The organism is Streptomyces sp. NPDC060064, from assembly GCF_042736455.1.
GTDB lineage: Bacteria > Actinomycetota > Actinomycetes > Streptomycetales > Streptomycetaceae > Streptomyces.
Genome location: NZ_JBHWWF010000020.1, coordinates 167,350 through 175,510 on the forward strand (window position 1 = coordinate 167,350; position 8,161 = coordinate 175,510).

General features: G+C 68.6%; 4 protein-coding genes and 1 pseudogene. 2 read left to right on the forward strand and 3 right to left on the reverse strand.

Features of this window, described 5'->3' with window-relative positions; all coding sequences use genetic code 11:
* Positions 1–204 precede the first annotated feature (204 nt).
* Both ACFWDI_RS24065 and ACFWDI_RS24070 read left to right on the forward strand, forming a co-directional pair.
* Positions 205–2,406 (forward strand): annotated as a pseudogene (locus ACFWDI_RS24065) (ATP-dependent RecD-like DNA helicase); the annotation flags it as partial.
* Between the two features lie 234 nt (positions 2,407–2,640).
* A complete protein-coding gene (locus ACFWDI_RS24070) occupies positions 2,641–3,930 on the forward strand; it encodes a citrate synthase (protein WP_327323696.1) in 1,290 nt (429 codons plus the stop codon).
* A gap of 400 nt (positions 3,931–4,330) precedes the next feature.
* On the opposite strand, the gene ACFWDI_RS24075 is transcribed toward ACFWDI_RS24070, so the two are convergent.
* The 3 genes from ACFWDI_RS24075 to ACFWDI_RS24085 all read right to left on the reverse strand — a co-directional run bounded on the left by ACFWDI_RS24075 (position 4,331) and on the right by ACFWDI_RS24085 (position 7,844).
* On the reverse strand, positions 4,331–6,538 hold the full coding sequence (locus tag ACFWDI_RS24075; RefSeq protein ID WP_385306707.1) for a heavy metal translocating P-type ATPase: 2,208 nt from the start codon (positions 6,536–6,538) through the stop codon (positions 4,331–4,333).
* A 135-nt stretch (positions 6,539–6,673) separates the two neighbouring features.
* On the reverse strand, positions 6,674–6,994 hold the full coding sequence (locus ACFWDI_RS24080) for a heavy-metal-associated domain-containing protein (protein ID WP_385306686.1): 321 nt from the start codon (positions 6,992–6,994) through the stop codon (positions 6,674–6,676).
* Positions 6,995–7,103: 109 nt separating this feature from the next.
* The gene (locus ACFWDI_RS24085) at positions 7,104–7,844 is read right to left on the reverse strand and encodes a TetR family transcriptional regulator (RefSeq protein ID WP_385306687.1); all 741 of its coding nucleotides are present in this window, start codon (positions 7,842–7,844) and stop codon (positions 7,104–7,106) included.
* Positions 7,845–8,161 lie beyond the last annotated feature (317 nt).

Genomic DNA, 8,161 nt, shown 5'->3' on the forward strand with positions numbered 1-8,161 from the left:
GTACAACCCTTTCCGCGTGACGCGGGTCTACCTGTCATCAAGGCTCCCGGGGAGGGATCTGGGGGGATCAGGGAGCTCTTGACGGAGGGGGAGTGCGAGGGGCCCGGTCGTCAGACCGGGCCCCCTTGACTGGCCGGACCGGCGACGGGCCCGAGTTGTCCACAGGCTCTCCGCATTGTCGGACCCCGGCGGTAGCGTCGGATCATGTCCAATGCAGCAGTGGTCGAAGGGGTCCTCGAGCGGATCACGTATGCCAACGAGGAGAACGGCTACACGGTCGCCCGGGTCGACACGGGACGCGGCAGTGATCTCCTCACGGTGGTCGGCTCGCTGCTCGGCGCGCAGCCGGGCGAGTCGTTGCGTATGGAGGGCCGTTGGGGCTCCCACCCCCAGTACGGCAAGCAGTTCACCGTGGACAACTACACGACCGTCCTGCCGGCCACGATCCAGGGCATACGCCGTTACCTCGGCTCGGGCCTGATCAAGGGAATCGGCCCCCGGATCGCCGAGCGCATCGTCGAGCACTTCGGCATCGACACGCTCGACATCATCGAGCAGCAGCCGAAGAAGCTCATCGAGGTCCCCGGACTCGGCCCGAAGCGGACGAAGTTGATCGGCGTCGCCTGGGAGGAGCAGAAGGCCATCAAGGAGGTCATGGTCTTCCTCCAAGGGGTCGGCGTCTCCACGTCCATCGCGGTGCGCATCTACAAGAAGTACGAGGACGCCTCGATCTCGGTCGTGAAGAACCAGCCGTACCGCCTCGCCGCCGACGTCTGGGGCATCGGTTTCCTCACCGCCGACAAGATCGCGCAGGCGGTCGGCATACCGCACGACAGCCCGGAGCGGGTCAAGGCGGGGCTGCAGTACGCCCTGTCGCAGTCCACCGACCAAGGGCACTGCTTCCTGCCCGAGGAGCAGTTGATCAGCGACGCGGTGAAACTGCTCCAGGTGGACACCGGCCTTGTCATCGAGTGCCTCGCCGAGCTCGCGGGCGAGGAGGAAGGGGTCGTACGGGAGAAGGTGCCGGCCCCGGACGGCGGCGAGCCGGTCACTGCGGTGTATCTGGTGCCCTTCCACCGGGCCGAGATCTCCCTCGCCGCCCAGTTGCGTCGGCTGCTGGGAGCCGCGGAGGACCGGATGCCGGGCTTCCAGGACGTCGTCTGGGACAAGGCGCTGGCCTGGCTCGCGGAGCGTACGGGCGCGGAGCTCGCGCCCGAGCAGGAGGCGGCGGTCAGGCTCGCGCTCACCAAGAAGGTCGCCGTTCTGACCGGCGGTCCCGGCTGCGGCAAGTCGTTCACGGTCCGGTCCATCGTGGAGCTGGCCCGCGCCAGGAAGGCGAAGGTGGTGCTGGCCGCGCCGACCGGGCGCGCGGCCAAACGGCTCGCCGAACTCACCGGCGCCGAGGCGTCCACCGTGCACCGGCTGCTCGAGCTTCGGCCCGGCGGCGACGCGGCGTACGACCGGGATCGGCCGCTCGAGGCGGATCTGGTGGTGGTCGACGAGGCGTCCATGCTCGATCTGCTCCTCGCCAACAAGCTGGTCAAGGCCGTTGCCCCCGGCGCGCATCTGCTGCTGGTGGGGGATGTGGACCAGCTGCCGAGCGTCGGTGCCGGCGAGGTGCTGCGCGACCTGCTCGCCGACGGCGGGCCCGTGCCGAACGTCCGGCTGACCCGGATCTTCCGGCAGGCCCAGCAGTCCGGCGTCGTCACCAACGCCCACCGCATCAACTCCGGTGTTCAGCCCATCACTTCGGGTCTCTCCGACTTCTTTCTCTTCGTGGAGGAGGAGACGGAGGACGCGGGAAAGCTCACGGTGGACGTGGCGGCCCGCCGCATCCCGGCCAGATTCGGCCTGGATCCGCGCCGCGATGTGCAGGTGCTCGCACCCATGCACCGCGGCCCGGCCGGCGCCGGCACGCTCAACGGCCTGCTCCAGCAGGCGATCACGCCCGCCAGGCCCGACCTTCCCGAGAAGCGTTTCGGCGGCCGTGTCTTCCGCGTCGGCGACAAGGTCACCCAGATTCGCAACAACTACGAGAAGGGAAAGAACGGCGTCTTCAACGGCACGGTCGGCGTGGTCACCTCGCTCCAGCTGGACGACCAGCGGTTGACGGTGCTGACGGACGAGGACGAAGAGGTTCCGTACGACTTCGACGAGCTGGACGAACTGGCACATGCCTACGCCGTGACCATCCACCGCTCACAGGGCAGCGAATACCCGGCAGTGGTGATCCCGGTCACGACCGGAGCCTGGATGATGCTCCAGCGGAACCTCCTCTACACGGCGGTCACCCGGGCCAAGAAGCTCGTCGTGCTGGTCGGCTCCCGGAAGGCGATAGGACAGGCAGTACGCACTGTTTCCGCAGGCAGACGCTTCACCGCGCTCGACCACCGGCTGATCGGCGGCTGAGCGGGATGCCCTGCGCCGGCCGGGTGTGACACCTGGGGCCCGTGGGGTGGCAAACGCCACCCCTGGCTTCCAGAAGCAGGGCGAAGGGGGCAAGATGAGCAGGTTGGCGGCACTGAGTGCCGCCAATAGGCCCAATGGTCGACCCCGAGTGCACTCTCCTGAGCCAAATGGGGGATGGTAGAGACAGTCAGGGCACCTCGAAGAAGAGGCACTACGTCGGTGAGGGATGACGTGAGCGACAACTCTGTAGTACTGCGGTACGCGGACGGTGAACACACCTACCCGGTGGTCGAGAGCACCGTCGGCGACAAGGGCTTCGACATCGGGAAGCTCCGAGCCCAGACCGGTCTGGTGACCCTGGACAGCGGATACGGGAATACAGCCGCCTATAAATCCGCGATCACCTACCTCGACGGCGAGCAGGGCATCCTGCGCTACCGCGGCTACCCGATCGAGCAGCTGGCCGAGCGTTCCACCTTCCTCGAGGTGGCGTACCTGCTGATCAATGGCGAGCTTCCGACGGTCGACGAGCTCTCGACCTTCAAGAGCGAGATCACCCAGCACACGCTGCTGCACGAGGACGTCAAGCGGTTCTACGGCGGCTTCCCGCGCGACGCCCACCCGATGGCGATGCTCTCCTCCGTGGTCAGCGCGCTGTCGACGTTCTACCAGGACAGCCACAACCCGTTCGACGAGAAGCAGCGTCATCTCTCCACGGTCCGGCTGCTCGCCAAGCTGCCGACGATCGCGGCGTACGCGTACAAGAAGTCGATCGGCCACCCCTTTGTCTACCCGCGCAACGACCTCGGGTACGTGGAGAACTTCCTGCGGATGACCTTCTCGGTCCCCGCGCAGGAGTACGACCTGGACCCGGTCGTGGTCTCGGCGCTCGACAAGCTGCTGATCCTGCACGCGGACCACGAGCAGAACTGCTCGACCTCCACCGTGCGTCTGGTCGGCTCCTCGCAGGCGAACATGTTCGCCTCGATCTCCGCCGGCATCAGCGCCCTGTGGGGCCCGCTGCACGGTGGCGCCAACCAGTCGGTCCTGGAGATGCTCGAGGGCATCCAGACCAACGGCGGCGACGTCGACTCCTTCATCCGCAAGGTGAAGAACAAGGAGGACGGCGTCCGTCTGATGGGCTTCGGCCACCGCGTCTACAAGAGCTTCGACCCGCGGGCGAAGATCATCAAGGCGGCGGCGCACGATGTCCTCTCGGCGCTCGGCAAGTCCGACGAGCTGCTCGACATCGCGCTCAAGCTGGAAGAGCACGCGCTCTCCGACGACTACTTCGTCTCGCGCAACCTCTACCCGAACGTGGACTTCTACACCGGCCTGATCTACCGGGCCATGGGCTTTCCGACCGAGATGTTCACCGTGCTCTTCGCGCTCGGCCGGCTGCCCGGCTGGATCGCCCAGTGGCACGAGATGATCAAGGAGCCGGGGTCCCGTATCGGCCGCCCGCGCCAGATCTACACCGGCGAGGTCCTGCGCGACTTCGTCCCGGTCGAGGCTCGCTGACACCGGTATTCGCTGACACCCGTGCGTGTGCGCGTCCGCGCCTCGTAACCGGCGCAAAAAGCGGAAAGCGCCCCGCTGCCGATCCCCCCACGGGTCGGCGGGCGGGGCGCTTCCCATTTCCCCGGAGCGGATTCCCCCCACGGGATCCGGCCGGGCGTCTGCTGGTTGCAGAAGCTCCTCACGCGGTCTGCCGGGGTACGCACGCACGGGAGGGCCGCTCAAAGCTCCCCGGGCACGTGCCCCGGCCAACGCTTGCCTGGGACGTCCCCCAAGACATCCCATGAACGTCCCCCAAGACGTTCTCGGCATCGCCCACTTAGACTCGCGAGGAGTCGCAATGGTTACCCCTAAATATCTGTGATCTAGGTCTCCTTGTGAAGGTCTTGTGACCTACTTGTAGTCACATGAAGGAGCGCAGCCGCAGGCTGTTGGTTACCACAAATACGGACGAAAAGGCCATCGCAAATCCCGCGATCATGGGGTTGAGCAGGCCTGATGCGGCCAGCGGCAGCGCGGCCACGTTGTAACCGAAGGCCCAGAAAAGATTGCCCTTGATGGTGGTCAGTGTCCGGCGTGCGAGACGGATCGCGTCGGCTGCAACCCTCAGGTCTCCGCGTACGAGGGTCAGATCGCCGGCCTCGATCGCCGCGTCCGTGCCCGTGCCCATCGCCAGGCCCAGGTCCGCGGTGGCCAGCGCGGCGGCGTCGTTCACGCCGTCGCCGACCATGGCGACGCTGCGGCCCTCGGCCTGGAGACGCTTGACCACGGCCACCTTGTCCTCGGGCATTACCTCGGCGTACACCTCGTCGATGCCGACCTCGGCCGCGACCGATTCGGCGACCGCCTTGTTGTCGCCGGTCAGCAGTACCGGAGTGAGGCCGAGGGCCCGCAGCCGTGCGACCGCCTCGGCGCTGGTGTCCTTCACCGCGTCGGCGACGGTGAGCATGCCGAGCGCCTTGCCGTCCACGGCCGTGAAGACCGCCGTACGCCCCTCGGTCGCGGCGGAGGCGAGCTCGTCGGGCAGCTCAACGCCGGCGTCCGTGAGCAGCCGCGCTCGCCCGACCAGTACCTCGTGTCCTTCGACGACGCCGCGTACACCGAGGCCTGGGACGTTCTCGAAGCTTTCGGCGGCGGGAAGTGTGCCGACCCGCTCCTCGGCGCCCGCCGCGACGGCGCGGGCGATGGGGTGCTCCGAGGCGTGCTCCAGTGCGCCCGCGAAGCGCAGCAGTTCATGCTCCTCGGCGGTTTCGGCGACGTACACCCGCTGAAGACGCATCCGGCCGGTGGTGACCGTCCCTGTCTTGTCCAGGACGACCGTGTCGACCTTGCGGGTGGACTCCAGGACCTCCGGGCCCTTGATCAGGATGCCGAGCTGGGCGCCGCGCCCCGTACCGACCATGAGGGCGGTCGGCGTGGCCAGCCCCAGGGCGCACGGGCAGGCGATGATCAGTACGGCGACGGCGGCCGTGAAGGCCGCGGTCACATCGTCCGTGGCGAGCAGCCAGGCCGCCAGCGTCCCGAGCGCGATCAGCAGTACGACAGGGACGAAGACGGCCGAGATCCGGTCGGCGATGCGCTGCACGTCGGCCTTGCCGTTCTGGGCGTCCTCCACCAGCCGGGCCATCCGGGCGAGCTGGGTGTCGGCGCCGATCCGGGTGGCCTCGACGACGAGCCGGCCGGCGGTGTTGATGCAGCCGCCGGTGACCGGGTCCCCCGCGGTCACATCCACCGGCACGGACTCGCCCGTGAGCATGGAGGCGTCGACGGCGGAGGTGCCCTCGACGACGCTGCCGTCGGTGGCGATCTTCTCTCCGGGGCGTACGACGAAGCGGTCGCCGACAGCGAGCCGGCCGACCGGAATGCGTACCTCCGTGCCGCCGCGCAGTACGGCGACATCCTTGGCGCCCAGCTCCAGCAGGGCACGCAGGGCAGCGCCCGCCTTCCGCTTGGAGCGCGCCTCCAGATAGCGGCCGAGCAGGATGAAGGTCACCACGCCCGCGGCGACCTCGAGATAGATCGTCGAGGCGGCGTCGGCACGCGTGACGGTGGGGTCGAAACCGTGGCGCATGGCGGGCATGCCCGCGTCCCCGAGGAAGAGTGCCCACAGCGACCAGCCGAAGGCGGCGAGCGTGCCGACCGAGACGAGCGTGTCCATGGTGGCCGCGCCGTGCCGGAGGTTGGTCCAGGTGGCCCGGTGGAAGGGCAGTGCGCCCCAGATGACGACGGGGGCGGCGAGGGTGAGCGAGAGCCACTGCCAGTTGTCGAACTGGAGGGCGGGGATCATCGCCATGAGGACGACCGGCGCCGCGAGCACGGCGGAGACGATCAGGCGTTGCCGGAGGGCGGCCGACTCCGGGTCGGGCCGGGCCTCGGAGTCCACGGCGGGGTCCGGGCCGGAGTCCACGGCGAGGTCCGGCTCGGGCTCGGGCGGCGGGGGTTGCGCGGCCGAGTAGCCGGTTTTCACCACGGTGGCGATGAGATCGGCGACTTCCATCCCGTGCGGATAGGAGACCTTCGCCTTCTCGGTCGCGTAGTTGACGGTGGCACTGACGCCGCCCATGCGGTTCAGCTTCTTCTCGACGCGAGCCGCGCAGGAGGCGCAGGTCATCCCGCCGATGGTGAGGTCGACCTGGGATGTATCCACTTCGGGACTCCAGAAAACGGGGCCGGGCCGTACGGGATCCAGTATCGGACTGGTCGGGTACGACCCGGCGGAGGGCCTTGCGGGTGCGGAGGTGAGTGCTCAGGCCTGCCCGACGAGCTCGTACCCGGCCTCGTCGACGGCTTCGCGGACCGCGGCGTCGTCGAGCGGGGCCTCGGAGATCACGGTCACCTGACCGGTGGAGGCGACCGCCTCCACCGAGGTGACGCCCGGCAGCTCGGAGATCTCGCTGGAGACGGCGCCTTCGCAGTGACCGCAGGTCATGCCCGTGACCTGGTAGACGGTGGTGACGCCGCCGATCTGCACGTCGGCCGTGCCGGTACCACAGGCGCCGCCGCCGCCGCAGCAGCCGGAGCCGGTCGCCTGGGCGGTCTCGGTCTCGGTCTTCGTCTCGGCGGTCATGGCGTTTCTCCTCTTCGAGGGTGCAACACGTACGAGGTCATGGTGTGCCGGAGGGCCGCGGGAGTGCCCAGCCTTCCTGATGCACTTCAGACTATACCCCTAGGGGGTATTAGCGTGCATGCGGGCCGGGCCGCGCGTTCCGCTGCTGCTCTTTGGTCCACTCCTCGGCCTGCTCCTCGGCCGGGCAGACGCCGACGATGGGGGCCAGGTAGCGGAACATGACCTTCTTGATCTCATCGATGTACGCCTGCCGCTCCTCGCCCTCGTGGGCGAGGACCAGGTCGAGCCCCGCCTTGAAGATGGCGAAAATCATGGTCGCGACGCGGGAGAGCTCGGCGGGCGGTGCGTCGGGGAGGAAGCTCGCGACGATCTGCTCGATCCGGGTGAGCAGCACTGCGTGCAGGGCGTCGAACTCCTGCGTGATCTGGCCCGGGACATCGGGACCGTGCACCAGGGCGGCGAAGGCCGGGTTCTCATGATTGAAGGCGAAGAGCGGATCGAGGACCGCGTCCAGCAGCTGGTCGAGCGGGAGGTCGAGGTTGGCGGCGGTCAGGGCCGCGCCGTGGGACTCGCGCCACTGCTGGAGGAGTCGGCCGCCGAGTTCGACGGCGATGGCCTCCTTGTTCGGGAAGAACTGGTAGAGCGTGCCGGGGGAGACGCCGGCCTCGCGGGCGATGGCGTTGGTGCTGGCCGCGGTGTAGCCCGTGGTGCAGAAGACGTTCGCGGCGGCGTCGAGGAGCTGGGCGATACGGCGCTCCCCGCGGGCCTGGCGGCGGCGCGGCTTGGCAGCCCCTGTGGTCGCGGCGGGCTCCGTGGTCGCGGCGGGTTCCGGGGTCGTGGGCTCCGGCACGTGAAATCCCCAGCTTCCTGACGGTGGTTGACAAACGCGAGTGGGCGCTCGCATTCTTGGTTAATGCGAGCGATAGCTCGTGTTTGCCAGTCTATGGCAATGGTCGACCCATGCTGCCTGCCCGGGGAGCCTGCGCATGGGCCACGGTGAAGGGGACACCGCACCATGTCCGAAGTCAACAGCCCACCGCCGGTCGGGGGATGGACCCGGTTCGTGACCGCACGGCCGCGGCTCTCGCTGCTGGCCGCGCTGGTGCTCACTGCACTCGCGGTGTTCGCCGGAAGCGGGGTCGCCGAGCGCATGGGGAGCGGCGGCTG

Coding starts and splice junctions, on each gene's coding strand:
- ACFWDI_RS24080 (WP_385306686.1), bottom strand. CDS start 6,994: ATGACCGCCGAGACGAAGACCGAGACCGAGACCGCCCAGGCGACCGGC.
- ACFWDI_RS24075 (WP_385306707.1), bottom strand. CDS start 6,538: ATGACCTGCGCCTCCTGCGCGGCTCGCGTCGAGAAGAAGCTGAACCGC.